At 69.9% G+C, this 22,857-nt stretch carries 18 protein-coding genes; 4 read left to right on the top strand and 14 right to left on the bottom strand.

Annotated elements, in window-relative coordinates:
* Positions 1-53 precede the first annotated feature (53 nt).
* The 4 genes from ACVNF4_RS05615 to ACVNF4_RS05600 all read left to right on the top strand — a co-directional run bounded on the left by ACVNF4_RS05615 (position 54) and on the right by ACVNF4_RS05600 (position 6,119).
* Entirely contained in the window at positions 54-2,327 is a 2,274-nt protein-coding gene (locus ACVNF4_RS05615) for a hypothetical protein (protein ID WP_461801536.1), read from the top strand.
* Positions 2,317-3,009 (top strand): hypothetical protein, encoded by a 693-nt coding sequence (locus tag ACVNF4_RS05610; protein ID WP_461801535.1) that lies wholly within the window; start codon positions 2,317-2,319, stop codon positions 3,007-3,009. Before ACVNF4_RS05615 ends, ACVNF4_RS05610 begins: the two co-directional genes overlap by 11 nt.
* A gap of 79 nt (positions 3,010-3,088) precedes the next feature.
* Positions 3,089-4,402: a type VII secretion-associated serine protease mycosin gene (mycP, locus tag ACVNF4_RS05605; protein ID WP_461801534.1), complete on the top strand. Its 1,314-nt coding sequence runs from the start codon at positions 3,089-3,091 to the stop codon at positions 4,400-4,402.
* A gap of 208 nt (positions 4,403-4,610) precedes the next feature.
* Positions 4,611-6,119: an APC family permease gene (locus ACVNF4_RS05600; RefSeq protein WP_461801533.1), complete on the top strand. Its 1,509-nt coding sequence runs from the start codon at positions 4,611-4,613 to the stop codon at positions 6,117-6,119.
* 39 nt (positions 6,120-6,158) lie between these two features.
* Here the strand turns inward: ACVNF4_RS05600 and ACVNF4_RS05595 are convergent, their stop codons facing one another.
* The 14 genes from ACVNF4_RS05595 to ACVNF4_RS05530 form a co-directional block, all read right to left on the bottom strand.
* Positions 6,159-7,361: a cytochrome P450 gene (locus ACVNF4_RS05595; protein ID WP_461801532.1), complete on the bottom strand. Its 1,203-nt coding sequence runs from the start codon at positions 7,359-7,361 to the stop codon at positions 6,159-6,161.
* A 126-nt stretch (positions 7,362-7,487) separates the two neighbouring features.
* Positions 7,488-9,134, bottom strand: coding sequence for a cell wall-binding repeat-containing protein (locus ACVNF4_RS05590; RefSeq protein WP_461801531.1), 1,647 nt, complete (start codon positions 9,132-9,134; stop codon positions 7,488-7,490).
* Between the two features lie 3 nt (positions 9,135-9,137).
* Complete coding sequence (locus tag ACVNF4_RS05585; protein ID WP_461801530.1) at positions 9,138-9,455, bottom strand: hypothetical protein; 318 nt, start codon at positions 9,453-9,455, stop codon at positions 9,138-9,140.
* Between the two features lie 231 nt (positions 9,456-9,686).
* On the bottom strand, positions 9,687-10,358 hold the full coding sequence (locus tag ACVNF4_RS05580; RefSeq protein ID WP_461801529.1) for a response regulator: 672 nt from the start codon (positions 10,356-10,358) through the stop codon (positions 9,687-9,689).
* On the bottom strand, positions 10,355-11,752 hold the full coding sequence (locus ACVNF4_RS05575) for a sensor histidine kinase (RefSeq protein WP_461801528.1): 1,398 nt from the start codon (positions 11,750-11,752) through the stop codon (positions 10,355-10,357). The genes ACVNF4_RS05580 and ACVNF4_RS05575 overlap by 4 nt, the downstream gene beginning before the upstream one ends.
* A gap of 130 nt (positions 11,753-11,882) precedes the next feature.
* Entirely contained in the window at positions 11,883-12,560 is a 678-nt protein-coding gene (locus ACVNF4_RS05570; protein WP_461801527.1) for a response regulator, read from the bottom strand.
* Positions 12,557-14,170 (bottom strand): sensor histidine kinase, encoded by a 1,614-nt coding sequence (locus tag ACVNF4_RS05565; RefSeq protein ID WP_461801548.1) that lies wholly within the window; start codon positions 14,168-14,170, stop codon positions 12,557-12,559. Before ACVNF4_RS05565 ends, ACVNF4_RS05570 begins: the two co-directional genes overlap by 4 nt.
* Positions 14,171-14,174: 4 nt before the next feature.
* Positions 14,175-15,584 (bottom strand): acyltransferase family protein, encoded by a 1,410-nt coding sequence (locus ACVNF4_RS05560; RefSeq protein ID WP_461801526.1) that lies wholly within the window; start codon positions 15,582-15,584, stop codon positions 14,175-14,177.
* Positions 15,568-16,566, bottom strand: a complete 999-nt coding sequence (locus ACVNF4_RS05555) for an alpha/beta hydrolase (RefSeq protein WP_461801525.1) — start codon at positions 16,564-16,566, stop codon at positions 15,568-15,570. The genes ACVNF4_RS05560 and ACVNF4_RS05555 overlap by 17 nt, the downstream gene beginning before the upstream one ends.
* Positions 16,567-16,789: 223 nt before the next feature.
* On the bottom strand, positions 16,790-17,704 hold the full coding sequence (locus ACVNF4_RS05550; RefSeq protein WP_461801524.1) for an alpha/beta hydrolase: 915 nt from the start codon (positions 17,702-17,704) through the stop codon (positions 16,790-16,792).
* A gap of 245 nt (positions 17,705-17,949) precedes the next feature.
* A complete protein-coding gene (gene kynU / locus ACVNF4_RS05545; protein WP_461801523.1) occupies positions 17,950-19,161 on the bottom strand; it encodes a kynureninase in 1,212 nt (403 codons plus the stop codon).
* A complete protein-coding gene (locus tag ACVNF4_RS05540; protein ID WP_461801522.1) occupies positions 19,154-19,993 on the bottom strand; it encodes a tryptophan 2,3-dioxygenase family protein in 840 nt (279 codons plus the stop codon). Before ACVNF4_RS05540 ends, kynU begins: the two co-directional genes overlap by 8 nt.
* A 201-nt stretch (positions 19,994-20,194) precedes the next feature.
* A complete protein-coding gene (locus ACVNF4_RS05535; RefSeq protein WP_461801521.1) occupies positions 20,195-20,608 on the bottom strand; it encodes a DUF3151 domain-containing protein in 414 nt (137 codons plus the stop codon).
* A 255-nt stretch (positions 20,609-20,863) separates the two neighbouring features.
* On the bottom strand, positions 20,864-22,849 hold the full coding sequence (locus ACVNF4_RS05530; RefSeq protein ID WP_461801520.1) for a WD40 repeat domain-containing protein: 1,986 nt from the start codon (positions 22,847-22,849) through the stop codon (positions 20,864-20,866).
* Positions 22,850-22,857 lie beyond the last annotated feature (8 nt).

Below are 22,857 nucleotides of genomic sequence, written 5' to 3'. Positions count from 1 at the left end.
CTCCCAGCCGCCCCGCACCGCCGGCCGACCTCCTCACCCTGGACTGACCCCTCGTGAAATTCGACGCCCTGTTCCACGCCAACTTCAGCCTGTTCTCCGCCGCCGTCACCGACTGGGGAACCCTCGTCAAAAGCCTCGAACAGCTCCAGAAGGACGCGGAGGACGGCCTGCACAAGGCCGCCTACAACGCCAACTGGGCCGGTGTGAACTCCCAGATCAGCAGGGAGTTCATCGGCAGGACAGCCGGCGAGTTCGCTGACGCGCACACCCAGGCGAACACCATCTACCGGATCCTGGAGGACACCCTCGGTGAACTCAAGGGTTTCCACCGGCAGTTGACGACAGCCGTCGAGGGCGCCCGCACCAAGGGGTTCACCGTCCTCCCCAACGGCGACGGTTTCATGGTCACGTTGACGACCCGCCCGCAGGACCCCGCGGGCAAGGAACCGGACCGGACTGCGGAGCTGACCGCGGTTCGCGACGACATCCAGAAGATCCTCAACCAGGCCTCCACGAGCGACAGTTCAGCCGCGACCGTCCTCAAGTCCATCGCGGACCAGAGCGAGTTGGGCTTCTCTGACGCCGACTACAAGGACCGAGACTCGGCGGCGAAGGCCGTTGCCGACGCCGAGGCGGCGGCGAAGATCCTCAAGAAGAACCCGCGCGACGTCACGAACACCGAACTGGCGTCGCTCAACTCGGCCTTGGCCAGATACCAGGACGACCCCCTCTTCTCCGAGAAGTTCACCACCGAGGTCGGGCCCAAGAAGCTGCTCACTTTCTATGCCGGAATCGCCGATCCCTACCAGGGGACGTACGACCCCGCACGGAGCGAACAGGCCAAGCAGCTTCAGAAGAACCTCGGAATCACCATCGGCCGGGCCACACTCTCGGACAGCGTCGACATGCACGAGTGGAAACGGAACATGGTCGGCCTCGGCCAGAACCAGCTCGGTATCGATGACGCGAGCAACCCGACAGGGTTCGTCGTCATGAGTAACCTCATGCGTTTTGGTGACTACGACGACCAGTTCCTGAACCAGTACGGCGACGCGCTTCTCTCCTACGACAAGCAGGTCAACGGTGAGGGCATCAATCTCTGGGTCAACAACGCCAACCAGAGCGACCTCAACTACTGGGACTACAAGAACGACCGGGGGCGGGATCCTGTGACGGGATTCCTTGAAGCGCTTGGGCATAATCCAGGGGCTTCGACGGAATTCTTTGATCAGCCGGACAACAAACCCGGTGCACTTGATGACAAGTCGAGCCTGAACGAACATCTGACGTACCTGACGAAAGAACGCGTCTGGGTGTCCGACGCCACACTCAGTGGCAACGACGATTATGTGGCGGGCCGCAAGGCACTCGGTCACGCCTTGGAATCTGCCACAACCGGCTACCCGTTCGACACCACTGCCGAGGCAGTCAGAGCCGGAGGTGAACATCGCACAGCTGAAACGGCTGCGGTGATGGAACAGGTGGCGTATCTCTACGGCAGCGAAGACGGCCCTAAGATGCTCCATGATCAGCCGGAGATGGCCGAGAGTCTGGGCAAGATGGCCGGTGCGTACATTGACGACATCGACTACAACCTTTCAGGCCTGGGCGATCACGCACGTGACGCTGGAGATTTTCCGCAGGCTTACGCAGGTGAGCGCGCTGAATTCGGAAACCAGGGTGCGATCGATTTTCTCAGCGTGCTGGGTCAGGACGAGAAATCCCACGCAGTTGTTGTCTCCGCACAGCATCTGTACACGGCGAGTCTGCTGGATGCGAACCCACCGACGAACGCCTCAAATTATGACCACGGCACAGATGCTCTCCTCATGGAAGCACAAGCCAGGGGTGTTCTCGATCACTCCAGAGTTCAACAGGCGGCGGCCGACTACGGCGCCGATTCCGAAGACGCCAACAAATCCCTTGGGCGCTCTGCCGATTGGGGCAAGCTTATTGCTGGAACCGCGGTCGGCGTTGGTGTTGCCGCTCTCCCTGTTCCCGGAGCGGCAGCAGCAGGGGTGGCGATTGCACCGATTGCCGCAGACTTTGGCGGGGAGGTGGTGAATACCATCATCGGCCATGAGATCGACAAGGCGGTCGACGATGCGGAGTCGAAGCCCAAGGAAGAGGCTCAGATCGCCAGTCGCGATTTCTTCAAAAAGGGGATCGGTGACGTCGGAAGAAATTACGACAGCTACTTCGCCGATTATGCCGAGGCCAAAAATAAAGCGGATTACGATCGACTGGTAGAGCAAATCAGGACAAGCTATGAGGCGACAGGTCCCAGCCAAAACAAACTCCGAGGGAGGGCGCCGTATGAGGATTGAGGAGCCGCCGATGATCTTTCGTCATCACACTTTCGGTTCACGACATCGAATTATTGCCCTTGCGGTAGGCATGACGCTCTCACTGTGCGCCTGCACCAAGGAGTCGGGGGAAAATAGACCGCCGCGCTTGTCGGCGGATCAGGTTTGCGACGGGGCCTTGGATACCGAGGGAAGGGCAGCGTTGACGCGCCTTTCAGATGTCAAGGAATTTGAAGAGCTTACCGGAAAGAATGATGCCGGCGAGCCGAGTAAGTTCTCTTTGGTCAGGGCCACCAAGCACCTTCATGACAGATATGAAGCGAGGAGCCGTTGCGATATCTACAAGACAGGCAAGGGAAATGATTTCCCTTTTGTGAGTATCGATTTCATGGCGTCCGAGCATTCACTGAAGCCATCGAAGGAGGGGCGCCCTAAATCAGTGCTCTTCAATGTCGGTTCTTATGCCGCCGTGACGGAAAATGGGGCCCTGCTCTACTTCAATTGCGCAACCAAGGGCAGTGCGGGGTCTTTCGTCGGGGATACCCCTTACGTGAAGGGAGACATGTACTCCACTTCGTCTGCGGCCCGCGACCCCAGGGATCGAATGGTGATTCTCAACTCGCTGGCTCGCGCGGTTGCTGAAAAACTGGGCTGTACTGCGGAAGCGGATCTCCCGGCCAAGGTGCCCACTCCCTCCGCTTGAGGTGACGGAAGGCTGTGATGCCGGTCCGCCGTAGACCGTCGTCGACTGACATGTTCAGAGATGAGGGAGAGCCGAGTTCATGCTGACCGGTAGCGCTCGACACAGGCTTTGCCGTGCGATGGCCGCGGCGGCCGTGGGGCTGTCGCTGGTGGGTGTCACGGGGACGACCGCGAGCGCGGAGTCGACTCGTGAGGAGCAGTGGTTCCTCACCGCCATGCAGGCCGAGAGCATGTGGAAGACCAGCACCGGCAAGGGAGTCACCGTCGCGGTCATCGACTCCGGTGTCGACTGGACCAACCCCGACCTCGTGGGCCGAGTCCTCCCGGGCAAGGACTACGCCACGGGCCAGTCGGGCGATGAGCACACCGATTACGAAGCCCACGGCACTGGGATGGCCGGTCTGATCGCCGGGACGGGTGCGTACGGTGGCGGCCGGGGTGCGTTCGGTCTCGCCCCCGGGGCGAAGATCCTCCCCATCCGCATGCCCAAGGCCGATGAACTGCCCAACCAGGCCGTGGGCAACAAGATGTTCAACGACATCGTTCCGCAGGCGATCCGCTACGCGGTGGGAGCCGGTGCACGAGTCATCAACATCTCCCTAGGGTTCAGCCAGGGCTCGCCGCAGTTGACGGAGGCGGTGAAGTACGCCCTCGACAAGGGGACGTTGATCTTCGCGGCCGTCGGGAACAGCGGTAACCAGGCCAACCTGCCCGAGTATCCGTCCGCCACCCCCGGCGTCGTCGGCGTCGCGGCGGTCGGCCAGAACCTTCACCGGACCGCAGAGTCCAATTACGGCCCTCAGGTCGACATGGCGGCGCCGGGGGAAAAGATGGTTCACGCCTGCGGGACCAAGAGCGGTGTCTGCGAAAGCCACGGCACCAGCGACGCCACCGCCCTCGCCTCCGCCAGCGCCGCCCTCATCTGGTCCGCCCACCCTACCTGGACCAACAACCAGGTCCTCCGCGTCATGCTGAACACGATCGGCGGCCCCACGGACGGAGCCAAACGCAACGACGCCATCGGCTACGGCATCGTCCGCCCCCGCATCGCCCTCAAAACCCCCGGCGACCCAGGCCCCGCCGACGTCTACCCCCTCCCCGACCTGGCAGCAGCCGAACAGTCCGCCTCCCCCACACCCTCGGCGAAACAGAGCGAACCGGCGAAGGCAGCTGCCGCCGCCAAGGACGACAACAACACCCCCTGGCTCGGCCTCGGCCTCGGCGCGGGCACCCTCGCAGCAGCCGGCATCGCCACAGCAGCCGTCGTCCGAAAACGCCGCAGAACCACCGCCACCTCACCCACCCCGCAACAGGGCTTCGGCCCACCCCCCGTCATGCCCGGCAGCATCTCCCCACCCCCGGGCCAGAACTCCGGCAACCCCGGCTCGTCCTGAGGACAGGTACTCAGAGCGCCCCGGCAGAGCTGACGAGCAGCCGGGTCGGGGTCAGGTGGCTGAAGGGGGCAACACGCCCCATCACCCAAAGGTCTGGTTGACGCATATTTAACCGCGCACGCCTCTTGCCCGACTCATTCGGACTACAGCATTCTCCTCCGAGAGCCGATACAGCATGGACAGCTACCGGCAGGGAGAGGGGCACCCGATGGCAGTGGACGAGGGCGTCGCACCGGCGACGGGGAACGGAGAGGCGGGGGCGGTCCACCGGCTGAAACCCAACGCCGTGGGGCTGCTGGGCGTGGTGTTCATGGCGGTCGCGACGGCCGCGCCGATCACCGCGATGACGGGCAACGTACCGTTCATCGTGTCGTCGGGGAACGGTGTCGGGGCGCCCGCGAGCTACCTCGTCGCAATGGTCGTCCTGGCAATCTTTTCCGTCGGGTTCACGGCGATGGCCCGGCACATCACGTCGACGGGCGCGTTCTACGGCTTCATCTCGTACGGGCTCGGCCGCACTGTCGGCCTGGCCTCCGGGCTCCTCGCGACCTTCGCGTACGTCGTCTTCGAGCCGGCGCTGATCGGCATCTTCTCCTCGTTCGCGACGTCAACTCTCAAGGACCAGACGGGAGTTCATGTCCCGTGGTGGCTGTTCGCGGTGCTGATGCTCGGCGTCAACGCGCTGGGCACCTGGTTCGGCATCTCGGTCGCGGAGAAGCTGCTCGTCGTGCTGCTGGCCACCGAGGTGACCGTCCTCGCGGCGATGGCGGTCTCGGTCCTCTTCCACGGCGGTGGCCCGGACGGCTTCTCGCTGGACCCGGTGAACCCGGTGAACGCGTTCAAGGGCACCTCGGCCGGGCTCGGCCTCTTCTTCGCCTTCTGGTCGTGGGTCGGGTTCGAGTCGACGGCGATGTACGGGGAGGAGTCACGCGACCCGAAGCGGATCATCCCGAAGGCAACGATGGTGAGTGTGCTGGGAGTTGGCGTCTTCTACGTCTTCGTCTCCTGGATGGCGATCAGCGGCGTCGGCGAGCGGAACGCCGTGCGGGTCGCGACCGCCAACCCGCTCGCCCTGTTCTTCGACCCCACGGAGCAGTACGTCGGCCACTGGGCCGTCGTCGTCATGCAGTGGCTGATGATCACCGGCTCGCTCGCCTGCGGTATGGCCTTCCACAACTGTGCCGCCCGCTACATCTACGCCCTCAGCCGTGAGGGTGTCCTCCCCTCCCTCCAGAGGACTACGGGTCGTACGCACCCCCGGCACGGCTCCCCGCACATCGCGGGCCTCGTCCAGACCGCCGTCTCCGCCGCGCTCATCGGCGCGTTCTGGCTCGCCGGGAAGGACCCCTACAGCGGGACGTACGTCCTGCTCGCCATCCTCGGGACGATGGCGATCCTGATCGTCCAGGCGGTGTGCTCGTTCGCCGTGCTGGCGTACTTCCGCTCCCACCACCCCGAGAGCCGCCACTGGTTCCGTACCCTGACTGCCCCTCTGGTAGGGGGTGTGGCGATGCTCTCGGTCGTAGTACTTCTGGTGTCCAACATGGGGGTGGCGGCGGGCCCGGAGTCCGGCGCGCTGGTCCTCAAGGCGACGCCCTGGCTGGTCGCCTGCGTCGCCCTCGGCGGGATCGGGTACGCGCAGTATCTGAAACGGCGTGCCCCCGAGCGGTACGCGCTGCTGGGGCGGACGGTCCTGGAGGAGACGAAGGAACGCTGATCCCGCACCGACCGCCTTCCCCAACAGGCGCCGTCGGCCTCAGAGTTCGACGTCCAGCCCCTCCAACCCCCTGATGACGAAGTTGGGTTTGCGGCGCGGCTCCTCGGCGAGCCGCAGGGTCGGCGCCTTTTCCAGCAACGCCGTTAGGGAGGCGGCCAGTTCGAGGCGGGCGAGGGGTGCGCCGATGCAGTAGTGGATGCCGGCGCTGAAGGAGATGTGCGGGTTGTCCGCGCGTCCGAGGTCGAGCCGTCCGGGGTCGGCGAAGACGGCGGGGTCGTGGTTGGCGGAGCCGAAGAGGAGGGCCACTTCGGAGCCGCGCGGGACGACGACGCCGTCGATCTCGATCTCGTCCAGCACCCAGCGTTCGAAGAGCTGGAGCGGGGTGTCGTACCGCATCAACTCCTCGACGGCGCTGGGCACCAGAGAGTGGTCGGCGCGCAGGGCCGCGAGCTGGGCGGGGTGGTGGAAGAGGGTGTTCCAGCCGTTCACCGTGGCGTTGACGGTCGCCTCGTGGCCGGCGTTGAGGAGCAGGACTGCGGTGGAGATCATCTCCTGCTCGGTGAGCCGGTCGCCCTCGTCGTGGGCGGCGATGAGACCCGAGATCAGATCGTCCCCCGGCTCGCCCCGCCGGAATGCGATCAACTCCCGCAGATACGCCGAGAATTCGACGGACGCCCGGACCGCCTCCGTCGCCGTCTCCTGCGACGGGTTCAGCTCGTACATCCCGCAGATGGCCGCCGACCAGGGCCGCAGCGGCGCGCGGTCCGCCTCGGGGATGCCCAGCATCTCCGCGATGACGGCGACGGGGAGCGGCTCGGCGACGTCGGCGAGCAGGTCGCCCCCGCCGCGCTCGACGAGCCCGTCGACCAACTCCCCCGCCAGCTTGGTGACATACGGCTTGAGCTGCTCGACCGTGCGCGGGGTGAAGGCTTTTGAGACGAGGCGCCGGATGCGGGTGTGGTCTGGCGGTTCGAGGTCCAGCATGCCGTGGTCGTTGAGCGTGTGGAACGGCTCGTGCTCGGCGGGCGGCGGGGTGCGGCCGAAGTCCTCGTGCTCGTACCGGTGCAGATAGGTCCGGCCGAGCCGCCGGTCCCGCAGCAGCGCCGAGACGTCCGCGTGGTGCGGGACGAGCCACTGGTCGGTGGGCTCGTAGTGGATCACCCGTCCCTGTCGGCGCAGGTCGGCGTAGGCGGGGTAGGGGTCGGCGAGGAACGCCGGGTCCCAGGGGTCGAAGGCTGCCATGCCGGGACGCTAACCCGGAAAACAGCCGCTGACCAGGGGTGTCTCGTACGCGGTGCGCGCTTTCGGCGGGGGTGTGACGCGGACCGGGGGCGGCGTGGAAGCCACGCCCCCGGCCCGCGTCGGCTCTCAGCGCGGGACGCGGACGACGTCGGCGTGCGCCGCCGGCGTCGTCGGGATCACCCCGTTGTAGTACCCGTGATACTCGACCTGTCCGGCACCCGCGCTGATCGCCCGGCCCGCCGCGTCGAGCGTGGCGGCGGCGACCGTACCCGTACCTCCGAAGGTCACCACGAACCGGATGCTCGCCGACCCCTGGGTGAGGTAGCTCTGGACGGCGCCGGGCAGGACCGTCGCCTTCGGCGTCCAGATCAGCGGGCTGAAGACGTTCATCGCGGCGGCGGCCGAGACGCCGTCCCGCCAGACCGGGCCGACGAGGGTGATCTGCCTCGGCGCCGACCACCAGAACTTCGCGAGCGCGATGGACGTCGCCTCGTCGGTGGAGGCGGAGACCGGGTAGTAGACGGCGTTCGACGGCCACTTCGGGTAGCGGCCGTGTCCCACCGCGTACACGGCGGGCGGGCCCACCGCGATGATCATCGTCTTGTTCGGGTTCAGGTTGTTGAGGTACGCCTGCACCGGGGCCGTCAGCTTGTTGCCGTTGCTGAGGACGACGGTGGCGGCGGAGCTCGTGCCGTCCGAACCGGCCGCCGCCGCTGCCGCGAGCGCCGCGTGGTAGTCGGTGCCGGTCGCGACGAGGACGTACTTCGGGGTGGCCGTGATCGCCTTGGCGGATGCCACCGAGGCCACGTAGCGGTCCGCGCCCGCGATCCGCTGAGGGGTGTAGCCGAGGGACTTGACCTGCGTGGCGACCGTGTTCGTGAGGACCGAGGCGCCGCCCATCAGGTAGACGGGGGCGCCCTTCTTCAGCGTCCGCTTCAGCTCGTTCTTCACGGCTGTCGTCAGGCCGGTCTTCGGCGTGGCCAGCACGGGGCCCGCCTTCTTGCCGGCGAGGGCGGGGGCGGTGAGCGCGTACGCCCAGTCGTCGTGGTTGACCAGGACCGCCGACCGCGCGTTCATCAGGCCCGGCACGGTCGGGGCGCCCAGCGTGTTCCAGGTCCAGCGCGAGGCCGCGATGTTCGTCGCGTCGGAGTTCGCACCCCATATCCGGCCGGTCCTGTTCTTGCGCAGCGGCTGCCAGCTCGGCCGGTCGCCCTTCGGCGTGCCGGGTACGCGCGTGACCTCGCCGGAGGCCAGGTCGACGTACGACGTGCTGTGCGCGTCCGTCGCGTCGGTCGCGGTGTGCGCGTCGAACACGATCCGCTTGCCCGTGGGCGACCACGAGGGGTGCTCGGCCCAGCCGGTGCCGCTGGTGCGCTGCCGCACGCCTGTGCCGTTCGCGTTCGCCGTGAAGACCTGCTTGGCGCCGTTCAGGTCCTTCGCGACGTACGCCAGTTGTCCGCCGTCCGGCGAGAACGCGGGCTGCGCCGCGTTGTCCAGCACCTTCTTCACGGTCCGCCGGGCGCTGTCGTACACGTAGACCGACTGCGCCGCCGCGCAGCTCCCGGTGCTGCGGCTGAACGCGACGAGTTTCTTCTCGTTCACCGTCGGGCCGCTGTCGCACACCGTCGCCGGTTCGAGCGCCGCCGTCAGCAGCGGCTGCGGGTCCCGGGAGCCGTCCGACGGGCCGACGACGAGCTGCCCGCCCGTCGCGAACAGGACGTCCTGCCCGCCCCACGAGAACGTCAGGTCCTGGTACGGCGCGTTCTTGCGCACCCCCTACGGCTTCGGCAGCAGGAACTGTCCGCTCCCGTCCGGCCGCACGCTCGCGATCCTGCCGCCGACGACGCTGACGATGCGGCTGCCGTCCGGCGCCCACGCCGCGTACGCCCCCGACCCGGCGCCGACCTTCGTCTGAGCCCCGGTCACCGGGTCCACCAGCACCGGACCGTCGGTCAGCAGCTTCCCCTCCGTCCCCGGCCAGGAACCCGCGCCGTCGGCAAGGGCGCTCGGCGCCGCCACCACGGTCCCGACGGCGGCCAGTGCCACCGCCGAAGCGAGCGTCGCCGCTGTGCGACGCGTGAACAACGAACTCAAGTCGTCGACCCCCCAATGGATCCGACATTCCGCCCCGCCGTCCCCCGGCCGGGCGAAGTCGATGAGAAAAGAGCGCTGGGCCGCCTGCCGCCGGGTCAGCCCGGATATCTCGGCCGACTCACAGTCACGGCGTGACGCCGGTGTGAGTGTAGGTCTCCAAGTGGCCGGTGAGGACGGGGTTTACGCGTTCATGGGAACAGATTTACGACTCGGCCCCTCCTGTGCTCGTCCCTACCCCGGCACCACCAGCCTCGTCTCGTACGCGAACACCGCCGCCTGCGTCCGGTCCCGCAGCCCCAGCTTCACCAGGACCCGGCTGACGTGCGTCTTCACCGTAGACTCCGCCACCACCAGGTGCTCCGCCATCTCCGCGTTCGACAGGCCCTGCGCGATCAGCACCAGCACCTCCGTCTCCCGCTCGGTCAGCTCCCCGTAGGCCGCCTGCGCGCTCTGCGGGATCCTGGGGCGCTCCGTCTCGGCGAGCCGGGAGAACTCCGTGATCAGCCGTCGTGTCACCGAGGGGGCGAGCAGGGACTCCCCGGCCGCCACCACCCGCACCCCGTCCGCCAGTTGCCTGGCCGAGGCGTCCTTCAGCAGGAACCCGGAGGCGCCGGCCCGCAGCGCCTGGTACACGTACTCGTCCAGGTCGAACGTCGTCAGCACGAGCACCTTCGCCGCGCCGTCCGCCGCCACGATCTCCCGCGTGGCCTCGATGCCGTTCAGCTCCGGCATCCGGATGTCCATCAGCACCACGTCCGGAGAGAGTTCGCGGACTTTCGCCACGGCCTCCCGCCCGTTCACCGCCTCCCCGACGACCTCGATGTCCGGCATCGCGTTGAGCAGGACCGAGAAACCCTCCCGCACCATCATCTGGTCGTCCGCCACCAGCACCCTGATCGTCATGTACCGGTCTCCCCCTCACCCGTGCCGTGGCTCGCGACCGGCAGGAACACCGCCACCTCGTAGCCCCCGTCGTCCGTGACGCCCGTCGTCATCTCGCCGTTCAGCATCGCGACCCGCTCCCGCATCCCCGTCAGGCCGTGCCCGGCGCCAGGCTGGGCCTTGACCAGGGTCGGGTGCGCCGCCGGGCCGTTCACCACCCGTACCCCGAGACCCCCGAGGACGTATCCGAACTCCACCGTCGCCGTCGCCCCCGGCGCGTGCCGCAGCGTGTTGCTGAGGGCCTCCTGCACTATGCGGTACGCCGACAGCTCCACCCCCTGGGGCAGCTCCCGCACCGCTCCCGTGGTCACCTTCCGCACCGGCAGGCCGGCCTCCCTGACGTTGGCCAGCAGGCCGTCCAGGTCCGCGAGCGTCGGCTGCGGGGCGTCCGGCACCTCGTAGTCCTCGGCGCGGACCACGCCCAGCACCCGGCGCAGCTCGGTGAGGGCCGCCACCGCGTTCTCCCTGATCGTCACGAACGCCTTCGCCAGCTCCGGCGGGGTGTTCTCCACCCGGTAGGGGGCCGCCTCCGCCTGGATGGCCACCACCGACATGTGGTGCGCCACCACATCGTGCAGTTCCCGGGCGATCGTCGTCCGCTCCTCCAGGAGCGTCCGGCGGGAGCGCTCGTGCTCGGTCACCGTCTGCTGCGCGGTGACCTGCCGCTCCGCCTGCCGGCGGGTGTGCCAGACGGTGACGGCGAGCAGGGAGAACGCGGAGAACGTGAGCATGAAGGTCGTGTTCGTGCGGTACCCGTCGTGGCTCCAGCCGAAGAACGACTCGGTGACGAAGCCGTAGACGGCCGTCAGCAGCCACATCCAGGCCGCCGTCCGGGGGCGGGTGCGGATCGCCACGACCGTCACCACGACGAGGTGCGAGATGAGGGAGCCCGGCCCCCAGGGCCAGAGGGAGTAGTAGGGCGTGCCGACCGTGGCGATCACCGTCGTCGAGGCGAGGGAGGCCCAGAAGGCGGCCACGGGGCGGACCAGCGTCAGCAGCACCGGCGTCAGGACCAGCAGCACGCAGAGCACGTTCAGCGCGTCGTTCCGGGAGCCCGTCCATGTGTTCGCCATCGCCAGGCCGCCGGCCGCCGCGACCAGGACGTGCCGCGCCCAGGACGCGTACTCCCGCCGGTGGCCCTTCATCCGGCGGACCAGGCGGCTGTCGTCGCCCAGGCGGGGCAGGGGGCGGTAGGCGAAGGCGTCGTCGATCAGGTCCTTGCGCAGCCCTCGCAGCGCGTCCAGCGCCGCCTTGGCCTCCGGACTGCGCGGGGTGTACGCGCCGTCGTCCGAATCGCCGTGCGGGCTCTGCGGATCCATGATCCGCGTCCGGGTGGTCTGCGTCGTCTCGGTCACGTTCACACCGTAGGGCGGGGCCGGGGGCGGGGTCGTCACCACTGAGAGGGGTTCCATCGGGTCCGTCTCAAGTACTACGGGTCCCCTCAGGGCCTGCCCGGATCCGGGCGGTGGGCCGACGGCCGGCATCTCAGCGGGCCGCCGGGCGCACAAGGCCGACCTCGTACGCGAACACCGCCGCCTGTGTCCGGTCCCGCAGCCCCAGTTTGACCAGGATCCGGCCCACATGCGTCTTCACGGTCTGCTCGGCGACGTACAGGTGCCCGGCGATCTCCGCGTTCGACAGGCCCTGCGCGATCAGGGCCAGCACCTCCGTCTCCCGCTCGGTGAGTTCGTCGAGGCGGGCCTTCTCCGGCGCGCGCGGGCTGCCGTTGATGCGGGAGAACTCGGTGATCAGCTTGCGGGTGATGCCGGGGGCGAGCAGGGCGTCGCCCGCCGCCACCACCTTGACCGCCTCGGCGAGCTGATCTGCGGAGGCGTCCTTCAGCAGGAACCCTGAGGCGCCGGCCCGCAGGGCGTCGTACACGTACTCGTCGAGGTCGAAGGTCGTCAGGACCAGCACCTTCAGGCCGGGTCGCGCGGCGGTGATGCGGCGGGTCGCCTCGATGCCGTTGAGGTCGGGCATCCGGATGTCCATCAGGACGACGTCCGGGGCGAGTTCCTCCACCTTCTCCACCGCGTCCAGGCCGTCGACCGCCTGGCCGACCACTTCGATACCGGGGTGCGTGTTGAGCAGGACGGTGAAGCCCTGGCGGACCATCTGCTGGTCGTCCGCGATGAGTACGCGGATGGTCGTGTCGTTCGTCATCGCTTCTCGTCTCCTGTCGTGTCGTTCGGGAACTTCGCTGGTGGGGGCGGGCCGTCGTCCCGTCCGCCCTTGCGGAGCGGCTCCGGGACGATCAGCCGGAACAGGGAGCTTTCCGGCGGGCCGTCGGTGAACTCCAGGCCGTCCAGCGCCTCTTCGCCGGCCCGGGTTTCTTCGCCGCCCGGGGGCGGGTCCACGCGGACGCCGTCCCTCGGCAGGAACGCCGAGACGACGTAGCCGCCGTGCAGGTTCGGGTGGGCCGTCACATGGCCGCCCAGCATCGCCGCGCGCTCGCGCATCCCCAGCAGGCCGTGCCCCGCGCCGGGGGAGGGGTCGGCCGGGCGGCTCGGGCGGGAGTTCGTGACGCACAACCACACGCCGTCCCTCTGGTGCCCGATCTCCACGGTCGCGCGCGCTCCCGGCGCGTGCCGCAGCACGTTGCTCAGCGCCTCCTGCACGATGCGGTACGCCGAGAGCTGCATGCCCGGTGAATACGGCGGCGTCGGGGACTCCCCGGTCACCACCTTGACGACGTCGAGGCCCGCCGCGCGCGTGTTGTCCAGCAGGGCGTCCAGGCGGTCCAGCGTGGGCTGCGGGGCGCCCGGCGCCGTGCCGGTCGCCGTGCCGAGCCCGTACGGGCCGTCGGGGTCCTCGGGGGTCTCCGAACGCAACACCCCCAGCACCCGGCGCAGTTCGGCCAGCGCCTCCAGGGCGTTCTGGCGGATGCCCGCGAGGTTCTCCTTCAGCTCCTCGGGCGGGTCCGCGACCAGGTGCGGGGCGACCTGGGCCTGGATCGAGATCACCGACATGTGGTGCGCCACCACGTCGTGCAGCTCCCGGGCGATGCGGTTGCGCTCCTCCAGGAGGGTGCGGCGGGCGCGCTCCTCCGCTGTGATGCCGGTCTGCTCGACGAGTTGGGTGCGGGCCTCGCGCCGGCCGCGCAGTGCCGCGCCCAGGAGGACGACGCCGAGGAAGACGGCGACGGCCAGCGCACCGCTCGGCACGTAGTACTCGCCGCCGATCACGCCCTCGACGATCCAGGTGGCCAGCGCGGTCAGGGCGAGCACCTCGGCGGAGACTCGCGCGGGGACGCGCAGGGCGAGCAGGAAGAGGACCAGCGCGTGGATGACGATGCCGGAAGCGGTCCAGGGCCAGTGGACACTCGCGGTGAGGGTGCCCATGTCCGGCAATCCTGGCGGCCATTCGGGCATCAGCAGACGGCTGCGCGCCCCCAGGGCCGCCACCACTGTCGTCACGAGCGACAGCCACCAGCCGTGCAGCGGCCACCACAGCGCCACGACCAGCGCCGCGCCCTGTGCAAGCGCGCAGACCAAGCCGAACTCGACGCCGAGCCGGTAGTCGTTGTGGAACTGGTTGGCGTTCGCCAGCGTCGCCACGACCGCCACCAGGCACACCAGTCCGTGGGGCAGCCAGCGCAGCCATACCGAGGGCGGCAAGGGCGCGCGCCTCGTCGGCCAGAGGTCCCGCCGCAGCGCGGCCAGCGCCGACAGCTCGCCGTCCCGGACCTTCCGCAGTGCCCTGCGCCGACGGTCCCCGCCCCGCGCCCGGCGCAGCGCACGCTCCACCTGCTTCTCCAACCCCGTCACCCGCATCACCTTATGCACCGCCGGCCCCCTTCAGAGCGGTCGATTCCCGGCGCGGAGGCGAGGGCCTCCGGGCTGTGAGCCGGTATGCGGACTTCCTTGTCCCATCGGGCCGTTCAGGCCGCTCGGGGGCGGAGCGCGGCGTCCCGTTGACGGCCCCGCCGCCCCTCGTCCGTACGACCCTGGACGCCTCCGCGCGCCTGCCTCCGCGCCGGGCCGTCCGCGTCTCCCAGCCGTGGAACGCCGCCCAGCACACCGCGAGCACCAGCGCGAACGCCGGAAGCCACAGGAGCCGGTACAAGGCCCAGTCCGGGGTGTCGGGGAGGGTGTGCAGGCCGGGGAAGTGGCCGGCGGGGAGCGCCAGGGTCGTCGTCGCCATCAGGGCCGTCTGGTGCCAGAGGAAGACGGTCATCGCCGAGAGGTTGAGCAGGGCCACCACCGCCCACGCGCGCGGGCGGCTCATCGCCCGCCGCAGCCGGCCTCGCAGCAGCAGCGCCAGCCCGCACTGGGCGAGTCCGAAGGTGACCGCCGCGAGGGTCGGCGGGTTGAGGTTGGAGACGGCCTCCCCGGGCACCCCCACCATCGACGCCGGGTATCCGCCCCACCGCACCAGCGCCGCCGTCACCACCGCTCCGCCGGTCAGCAGGACCCACCCCGCCCGCCGGCCCTCCAGTTCGCCGCGCGTCCAGGCCGCGCCCAGTGTGTACGGCACCGCCCAGCCCGCCGCCAGGTTCACCCAGCCCAGCCAGGCCGGGCCGCCGAGACCGAAGCGGATCAGGTCCACGTGGAGCACCACCACCAGCGGCCACAGCGGGTTGAGCCGCGCCAGCAGTGGTGTCGCCGCCGTCAGCCCCGCGAAGACCAGGAGGAACCACAGCGGGGACAGCGCCAGCTTCACGACCGTGTGCACCGTCACGAACGAGGCGCCGCCCAGCAGCAGACTGACCGCCACTGTCGCCCACACCCCCACCAGCGCGGCCACCGGCAGGAACAGCCGCGCGAGCCGGGCCCGCAGCCAGGGGGCGTAGACGCCGACCCGCCGCTCGGGCGCCTCGACGCGCCGGCCGCCGGTACCGCTGTCCCGCAGCGTCTCGCGCCCGCTGTCTGCGTCCCGCGCCCTCTTCCGTGCCGCCGCGTAGCTTCGTGTGGCCACATGCCCGCCCACCATGAAGAACACGGCGAGCGTCTGGAACGTCCACGACACGGGGGCCAGCCAGGGCACCGACGCCAAGGGGCTCGCCGTGCGCAGGGTGTCGCCGTCAGCGACCAGGGCCGTCACCAGCCAGTGGCCGAGGACGACGCCGAGGATGGCCAGCGCGCGCAGGGCGTCCACGGCGCGGTCGCGGTGCGGGGGCGTGGCGGCGTCGATGCGGGCGGCCGTCCGGCCCAGGTGTGTTCCGCGCGGATCAGCTGTCTTGTGCACGGGTGACCTCCGTCGACTCGCCGAGGACGATCCGGGCGAGGTTGGCCAGGGAGACCGAGCCCGGGGTGAAGTAGTCGCTGTGACCGCCGTCGCCGGCGGCGAAGACGTGGGCGCCGAAGGCCGGGGAGACCGGGTCGGGGCCGAAGCCGATCGTGGTGCCGAAGAGATCCGCGCTGGTGTGCGGGACGTCCGCCACCCAGTCGTCCGCGCCTCGGGCCGCCCAGACGCGGGCGCGGGTGCCGAGGTCGGCCGCCGAGTCCGCGCCGGTGCCGGGGCTGCCGAGGAGGACCAGTTCGTCGGCGTCCAGCCGGGCTGCCGCGCGGGCGCACACCACCGTGCCGTAGGAGTGGCACAGGAGGCTGACGGCGGCGTCCGGGCCGGTGAGGGCGCGCAGGCCGGCGACGAAGGTGCGGAGCTCCGGCGCCGCTTCGTCCGCCCGGTCCGGTGTCAGGACCGTCGTGCTGATGGTGTCCGGTGTCGTGTAGCCGAGCCAGGCGATCACCACGACGACCGTGCCGGCCGGGGCCTCCTCGGTCAGCCGGCGGTGGAGGGCGTCGGCACCCGCGCGGAAGCGTTCGTACGTGTCCAGCGTGGTGTCGGAGCCGGGGACCAGGATCGCGATCCGGTCCGCGTGGACGAGGTCGCCCAGCACTTCTGTCGCCCGGCCGTCGCCCCTGCCGTCGTAGGAGAGGAGGTGCCTGCCGGGGGAGGCGAGGGCGCGGTCGGCCGCCGCCCTGTGCCGGTCGCCGTTGTCCTGGGCCATCTTCGACGCCAGCGCGGCGTTCGACCGGTTGGCCGCGTACGTCTTCTCCAGGGTCGCGGCCGACAGCGAGATGTGCGCCGCCGGGGCGGGGGCCGGGATGTCCGGGCGGGCCGCCGCGAGGAGAGGTACGACCACCGCCGCGACGACCAGGACGGCGAGCAGGGCGCGGAGCAGGCGCCCCGCCCTTCCTGTCGTCTTCTCCGCGTCGCCGAGCCGCATCGCCGTGTCCCTTCGCCTCCAGTCCGCCCGGCCATCGGGCTCGACTGGTTGCGAAGTTACGGATCAGCGCGCGTCGTTCGCGTCCCGCCTGAGAGCTGTTCTCCGACGTAGCTCTCAGGTATTACGGGTATGACGAGGGTCAGCTTCGACGGGGGCCACGGGCATCACGAGGCCTACGGGTACTACGGGTACTACGGGTACTACGAGGCTCACAGGTACGACCTCACCACGCCAACTGCGCGATCTCCTCCCCCACCACCGCGCACGCGTCCGCCACCGGATCGATCAACGGGAAGTGCCCCACGTCCTCCAGCAGGGTCACCCCCACCATCTCCCCCGCCTTGGCCGCCGCGTCCGCGTACGCCTCGGCGACCGCCATCGGCACGACCTCGTCGCTGCGCCCCTGCACGAGCGTCGTCGCGATCCCCGTCGGCAGCAGCAGCGCCGGGTCCGCGTACGGCCGCCGCTCGGCGAACTTCCCCTCGCCGCCCAGGAGTTGAGTGGACGCGCCGCCGCAGACGTCCAGCTTCCGCGCGACCTCGAAGTCGGCGATGGGAGCCAGCGCGACCACACCGCGCAGGTCCGCGGGAGCGGCTGTGCGCCAGGGGGAGTCCGCCGGGAGGACGTGCCGGGCGGCGGCCCACAGCGCGAGGTGGCCGCCCGCCGAGTGGCCGGTGAGGACCGTGCGGCGCGGGTCGGCCGACGGGAGGAGGTCCCGGACGAGGGCGGGCAGCGCGTCGAGCGCGGCGGCCACGTCGTCGAAGGTGTCCGGCCAGCGCCCCGCGACCGGCGTCGCGCCCTCGGCGTCGGCCACAGGAGCGTTTCCGCCGGAGGCCGCCGTGTTCTCCAACTCCCCGCGCCGGTACTCGACGTTGGCGACGGCGAACCCCCGCCGGGCCAGGAAGCCGGCGAAGGGCGTCACGTGCCGGCGGTCGTACCGCGCGCGCCAGGCGCCTCCGTGCAGCAGGACGACCAGCGGTGCGGCGCCCGTAGCCCCCGTACCTCTCGGGAAGTAGAAGTCGATCACCTGGTCGGGGTGGTCGCCGTAGGAGGCGCCGGCGTCGGGCTCGACGGGCGGGTGGGAGAAGGCAGACTGCTCCTCGGCGGCGGTCCGGGCTGCGGCGACGTCGTCCGGCATGCTCCAACCTCTCAGCGGCGAAATGGAATTGACGACCAGGTAGCTGCGGACGGCTGCGATTCTGTCCGCTGGCGGGGACGGTATCAGGCCCGTGACGTGCGCGGACACGTGGATGTCACGCTGGGTGAGGGGTAAACGGTTCTGCCCGGATATGACACGCTCGCGCCTCGCACCGTATGTGCCGAAGGGCACACCGCGCGTGTTCGCGCGGTGTGCCCTTCGGCCGGACCCGGGGTATGACAGGGCTACTTGAGAGCCAGTCGCAGCGCCCGTGCCGCACGTTCCACGTCCGCGAACCCGAGGTACAGCGGCGTGAATCCGAACCGCAGGACGTCGGGGTACCGGAAGTCCCCCACGATGCCCTCCGCGATGAGCCGTTTCATCACGTCCCCCGCGTCGTCGCAGCGCAGCGCGATCTGGCTGCCGCGCTCCGCGTGGGCCACCGGGGTCACGCACTCGACCCGGCCCGCGGGGACGTACTCCTCGACGCATTCGAGGAAAAAGTCCGTCAGGGCAAGGGACTTGGCGCGCACCGACTCGATCGACACGCCCTCCCACACCCCGAGTGCCGCCTCCAGCGCGAGCATGGAGAGGATGTCGGGCGTCCCGACCCGGCCGCGTACGACGTCGTGTGCCGGAACGTACGAGGGGCTCATCCCGAACGGCTCGGCGTGCGAGTTCCAGCCGGGCAGCGGGGAGTCGAACTCCCCCTGGAGGTCCCGCCGCACGTAGAGGTACGCGGGTGAACCCGGGCCGCCGTTCAGGTACTTGTAGGTGCAGCCGACCGCCAGGTCCACCCCGTGCTCGTCGAGCCCGACCGGCAGCGCGCCCGCGCTGTGGCACAGGTCCCAGACGGCGAGGGCGCCCGCCTCGTGGATCGCGGACGTCAGCGCGGGGAGGTCGTGCAGCCGCCCCGAGCGGTAGTCGACGTGGTTGAGCAGGACCGCGGCGGTACGGGAGGAGAGGGCGCCGGTGACCTCCGAGGGTCGTACGGGGCGTACCGTACACCCCGTCATCCTCGCGGCGGACTCGGCTATGTAGCCGTCCGTGGGGAAGGTCGTGGCGTCGACGACGATCTCGTTCCGTCCCGCGCCGGCCATCCGCCGGGCGGCCACAAGTGCCTTGAAGACGTTGACGCTTGTCGAGTCGCCGACCACCACCTGGCCGGGGCCCGCGCCGATCAGCGGGGCGATCCGGTCGCCGATCCGCTCCGGCGCCGTCCACCAGCCGCTCTCCGTCCAGGAGCGGATGCGCAGTTCGCCCCACTGGCGGCGGACGACGTCCGCGACCGCGTCAGGGACGGCGGCGGGCAGCGCGCCCAGCGAGTTGCCGTCGAGGTAGACGCCCGCGCTGCGCGAACCGTCGTGCGAGCCGTCGTCCAGGAGGAACTCGGCGCGTTTGCCCGCGAGTTCGTCTCCGGCGTCCAACTCTTGTGCTTTGAGGTCAAGTTCAGACATGGGACCTGGCCGTCCAGAGTTCGGGGAAGACGTTCTTGCGGGCCCGCTTCTCCAGCCAGGCCACGCCCGCGGAGCCGCCGGTGCCGGACTTGGCGCCCATCGCGCGGCGGGTGGCGACCAGGTGGTCGTTGCGCCAGCGCCAGACCAGTTCGGCGACGTCGGTCAACGCCTCGCCGAGCCGGGCGAGTTCGGCGTTCTGGTCGCCCTGGTAGAGAGCCGTCCAGACCGCCTCCACCTCGGGTGAGGGCTCGTAGCGCAAGGTCACGTCACGGCGCAGCACCTCGTCCGGGACCGGGTGTCCGCGGCGGGCCAGCAGCCTCAACACCTCGTCGTACAGGCTGGGTTCGTGCAGCGCCTTCTCCAACTCCGCGTGGACACGCGGGGCTCCGCGGTGCGGGACGAGCATCGACGCGGACTTCTCGCCGAGCAGGAACTCCATCCTGCGGTACATGGCGGACTGGAAGCCGGAGCCCTCGCCGAGGGCCGAGCGGTACGAGTTGAACTGGGCGGGCGTGAGCTGGGCCAGCGGGCGCCAGGACGCGTTGAGCGCCTCCAGCTCCCGCACGGAACGCTTCAGCGCGTCGACCGCGACCGGGATGTCGTCCGAGCGCAGGGCCTTCGTGGCCGTCTCCCACTCGTGGACGATGACGGTGAACCACAGCTCCATGACCTGGGTGGTGACCAGGAAGACCATTTCTCCGGGATCGTCGGAGAGAGGGTGCTGGAGGTGGGTGAGCACATCCGCCCGGACGTAGTCCTCGTACGGCGTCGTACCCGCGAAGTCGAGGTGAGGGGTCTCGGGCTCGTGAGCCCCGTGAGCCTCCTGGGACATCGCTGTCTCCTGATTGTTGCTCCGGGTAGCGGTCCGCCCCTGCCGTTACCGACACGGGGGCCCCGGTCCCCGCCGGGCATCCTCTTCGATCGTCGGCCGAAAAGGCAAGGCCCGCCTGGTCACACGACCGGACGGGCCACCTGGGACGACCCGCAGTACATACCTCGGTACTACGGGTACATCCCCGAGAGCGCCTCAGCCTCAGCCCAGCGTCTGCGCCGCGGTCGCCGAGGAGTCCTTCAGGAACTGCGTGCACCGCTCGTACTCGTCCTGCTCGCCGATCGAGCCGGCGGCGCGGGCGAGGGCGTGCAGGGCGCGCAGGAAGCCGCGGTTCGGCTCGTGCTCCCAGGGCACCGGGCCGTGGCCCTTCCAGCCGCTGCGGCGCAGGGCGTCCAGGCCCCGGTGGTATCCCGTACGGGCGTACGCGTACGACTCCACCACGCTCCCCCGCTCGAACGCCTCGTCAGCGAGGAGCGCCCAGGCCAGCGAGGACTTCGGGTACTTCGCGGCGACATCGGCGGCCGAGGTGCCGCCGGCGAGCAGCTCGCGCGGCTCGGGGTCGTCGGGGAGGTGGGTCGGGGGCGGGCCCCCGAGGAGGTTCTCGTGAATCGTCATGGCTTCCAGTCTGTCACCCTGCCCGGCCCCCGGCACCGGCCCACCCGCCCCCTTGCACCGGCCCACCCTGTGGACCCGGTGGCCCTTACAGCGGCCCGCCCGCGCCCCGGACGGCACCAGGCCTCGCGCCCCGGGACAGCACCGAGCCCGGCACCCTGGGAAGGGCACCGGGCTCGGCCCGAGGAGTTACCTCCGAGGTATCACCGCGCAGCTAACCGCGAGGTATCACGCCGGGATGTACCACCCCGCGAGGTATCACTTCGTGAAGTTGAAGTACTTCCACGGCCCGTAGGTCGTCGTGTTCGCGATGTCCCCGTTGTAGCCGTCGACGTACACCGACCGCACACGGAACCGGTACCCGGCCGCGCCGTCGCCGTCCACCGCCACGTACGCCTTGCCGTCGGGACCCAGCTCGAAGTACTCGGAGGCGCCCGGGTACCAGCGGCCCTGGTAGTACGACTCAAGGTCGAGACGCATGTACCGCCCGGGGTAGGCGTTGATCCAGGTGGTGATCAGCGGGTCGGTCGTCTGGTGGAACGTCTGGTACTGCGTATTGCCGATCTTGGTCCACTTGTAGTGGCGCGACAGCGAGGTCGTGATGCCCGCGCGGGTGCGCACGCCGGACTTCGCCTCGGCCTTGCCGTAGCGGGCGTCGCCGGTGAAGACGGCGCTGACCGTGGTGTCCCGGGTCATCCGCAGCGTCGTCGCCAGCTGGCCCTTGGCGTTGACCTTGCCCCGCTTCAGCAGCCGCTTCGGCTCCGCACCCCACGGGTCGGCCCAGATCTCGACGGTGCGGTTCTTGTAGGTCGCGCCGAGCGTCGCCGTGTACGTCACGTTCGTGCCGTAGTTGACGGTCGTGTTGTTCCGGTCGATCTTCACGGCCGTCTTGTTGTAGGCGACCTTGACGAGCGCGGACCCGGACGCGGCCGAGTGCGTAGTACTTCCGGCGTACGTGACCTTGTAGGTGACGTTGCCGGCGACGGCCGGGGTGTCCGTGAAGGAGAACGCCCCCTTGGCGGCCAGCTTCTTCGTCCCCAGGGACTTGCCCTTGGGGGACTCGGAGTCGTACCGGGTCACGGTCAGGGGGGTACCCGTAGGCAGGGAGAGTGACCCCGAGACCGTCCCCGAGACGGTGAGCGCCTTGCCGAGCGCGCCCGTGGCCGGGGCCTTGACGGCGACCGCCGGCGCGGACTTCGTGGGCTCGTCCAGGACGTGCAGGCGGACGTTGCTGTCCCAGTTGTCGGTGACCGCGAACAGCCGGCTGCCGCCCGGCTCCCAGGCGAGTCCGCTGTTGACGAGGCCGTCGCCGGCGCTCGTCGTACCCGTCACCGGGAAGTCGTAGCTCCGGACGGACGTGCTCTGGCCGGGGCGGTAGACGAAGACGTCCTTGTCGTACGGGGCGTCGGAGCCCGCCGCGACGGTGCCGTCGGGGGCGATCGCGACCGACGTGCCGTGCTCCTTGCTGGCGTAGGTGCCTACCTCGGTGAGGTCGGACGCCTGCCAGACGTGGTGCACCGTGCCGGGGTTGGCGGTGACGATGCGGTTGCCGTCCGGGGTGTACGCGAGGTCATTGGTCTGCCCGCTGAGCGCGGAGGTATTACGGGACGTACGGGTCGCGGTGCCCGTGGTCACGTCGTACGTCGCGAGGGCGAACCGGTGGTAGTACGACCCGGCAGCCGCGATGGCGTTCGGGTTCGTCGGCGAGACCGTGAGACGCGGGGCGCCGGAGTAGTCCGTCTCGGTGTCCTGGTCGAGGGCGACGACGGGCTCGGCGCCGCTCAGGTCCAGCGAGCCGATCGAGCCGTCGGACTCGGTGCCGTACCCGAACCAGATCTTGCCGCCCGCGAGGGCGAGGAACTGCGGGTCGGTGCCTTCGCCGGTGGCGTACCGGGCCTGCTCGGCCATGGTGGTGGTGTCGAGCTCGACGATCGCGTCGGCGCTCGGGACGGCCGCGTACAAGCGGCCGGAGTCGGCGGACAGGGCGAGCCCGGCGACGCCGTACAGCTCGCGCGCCGTGCTGAGCACGTTGCCGGAGTAGTCCGTCGCGACGATCCGTCCGGTGACGGGGTCGCTGACGAAGACCTTGCGGTGGACGCCGTCCACCACGATGTCGCTCGCCGACTTCAGCGGGAGCACCTTGCTGCTGTCCGCCGCAGCCGAGACGGCCGTCCCCACGACCAGCGCGGCGGAGCTGACGAGGACCGCGAGCGCGGTCGCGGTAGAGAGAGTGCGCTTACGCACGGACACGA

Source organism: Streptomyces sp. S6 (assembly GCF_054880855.1).
This window is presented reverse-complemented; position numbering and strand designations above follow the sequence as displayed.

What these genes read in the sequence shown, in the direction of transcription:
- ACVNF4_RS05610 (WP_461801535.1), top strand. Translation starts at nt 2,317, where the DNA reads ATGAGGATTGAGGAGCCGCCGATGATCTTTCGTCATCACACTTTCGGT.
- mycP (WP_461801534.1), top strand. Translation starts at nt 3,089, where the DNA reads ATGCTGACCGGTAGCGCTCGACACAGGCTTTGCCGTGCGATGGCCGCG.
- ACVNF4_RS05600 (WP_461801533.1), top strand. Translation starts at nt 4,611, where the DNA reads ATGGCAGTGGACGAGGGCGTCGCACCGGCGACGGGGAACGGAGAGGCG.
- ACVNF4_RS05595 (WP_461801532.1), bottom strand. Translation starts at nt 7,361, where the DNA reads ATGGCAGCCTTCGACCCCTGGGACCCGGCGTTCCTCGCCGACCCCTAC.
- ACVNF4_RS05580 (WP_461801529.1), bottom strand. Translation starts at nt 10,358, where the DNA reads ATGACGATCAGGGTGCTGGTGGCGGACGACCAGATGATGGTGCGGGAG.
- ACVNF4_RS05570 (WP_461801527.1), bottom strand. Translation starts at nt 12,560, where the DNA reads ATGACGAACGACACGACCATCCGCGTACTCATCGCGGACGACCAGCAG.
- ACVNF4_RS05565 (WP_461801548.1), bottom strand. Translation starts at nt 14,170, where the DNA reads ATGCGGGTGACGGGGTTGGAGAAGCAGGTGGAGCGTGCGCTGCGCCGG.
- ACVNF4_RS05555 (WP_461801525.1), bottom strand. Translation starts at nt 16,566, where the DNA reads ATGCGGCTCGGCGACGCGGAGAAGACGACAGGAAGGGCGGGGCGCCTG.
- ACVNF4_RS05550 (WP_461801524.1), bottom strand. Translation starts at nt 17,704, where the DNA reads ATGCCGGACGACGTCGCCGCAGCCCGGACCGCCGCCGAGGAGCAGTCT.
- kynU (WP_461801523.1), bottom strand. Translation starts at nt 19,161, where the DNA reads ATGTCTGAACTTGACCTCAAAGCACAAGAGTTGGACGCCGGAGACGAA.
- ACVNF4_RS05540 (WP_461801522.1), bottom strand. Translation starts at nt 19,993, where the DNA reads ATGTCCCAGGAGGCTCACGGGGCTCACGAGCCCGAGACCCCTCACCTC.
- ACVNF4_RS05535 (WP_461801521.1), bottom strand. Translation starts at nt 20,608, where the DNA reads ATGACGATTCACGAGAACCTCCTCGGGGGCCCGCCCCCGACCCACCTC.